Source organism: Photorhabdus akhurstii, from assembly GCF_018448925.1.
Taxonomy (GTDB): Bacteria; Pseudomonadota; Gammaproteobacteria; order Enterobacterales; family Enterobacteriaceae; genus Photorhabdus; species Photorhabdus akhurstii.
On the sequence record NZ_RCWE01000118.1, the window covers coordinates 1 to 629 of the forward strand.

Genomic DNA, 629 nt, shown 5'->3' on the forward strand with positions numbered 1-629 from the left:
GATTATCCACCGACTCATAACTCACAGAGAAAATGATGGAAACTGTAGATTACTTTGCCCAGTTGAAATCACAACTGACCGCGTTTACCTTCCTCAATGGCGATGGGCTGACTGTTTCTCGTCTTGGGATTTCTATCACCCTGTTTTTTAAACAAGGCTACACCCTAGAGAAAAAACAGCGCATTCTGGCTTGCTACCAGCGTTTTCGGGAGGAGTTCGGTACTCATCTGCGTTTTCACAGTCATGAGCTGAAAGGGTTAAGAAAATATTCGCCGGAAAATAATGCGCAGTGTCGTGGAAAGTAAAAAAATTATCCTTAAAGGCGATACCACAATAACCGGAGGTGAGGTTTTAAATGGTTCCGATTTGGTAAACCAACAACTCTCGGTTGCCTGTAAAGGTGCTCCGGTGTTTTGTCCCGCCTGTAAACAAACCGGCGCGATTGCGGAAGGTTCTAACTTGTTCAATATACAAGGAATACCTGTCGCGCTGGAGGGACACTTTGTTAATTGTGGTTGCCCGACCGGTAAAAGTACGGTCATAATTATCCAATGCTAAAGCCTTTAATTGAAAGGACGGTTTTAAACTGTGATTAAAAGTTATTTTTTTAACGTATGATTTTAATCGGT

Annotated in this window: 1 protein-coding gene and 1 pseudogene; both read left to right on the forward strand. The window is 42.4% G+C overall.

From position 1 onward, the window contains the following. Window positions 1–35 precede the first annotated feature (35 nt). Window positions 36–290: pseudogene (locus EAE93_RS24010) on the forward strand (hypothetical protein); the annotation flags it as partial. Next, window positions 283–558, forward strand: a complete 276-nt coding sequence (locus tag EAE93_RS24015; protein WP_036814578.1) for a PAAR domain-containing protein — start codon at window positions 283–285, stop codon at window positions 556–558. The pseudogene EAE93_RS24010 and the gene EAE93_RS24015, both read left to right, overlap by 8 nt. Window positions 559–629 lie beyond the last annotated feature (71 nt).

Excerpts from the sequence above, each read along its gene's own strand:
- EAE93_RS24015 (WP_036814578.1), top strand. The coding sequence starts at position 283 with ATGCGCAGTGTCGTGGAAAGTAAAAAAATTATCCTTAAAGGCGATACC.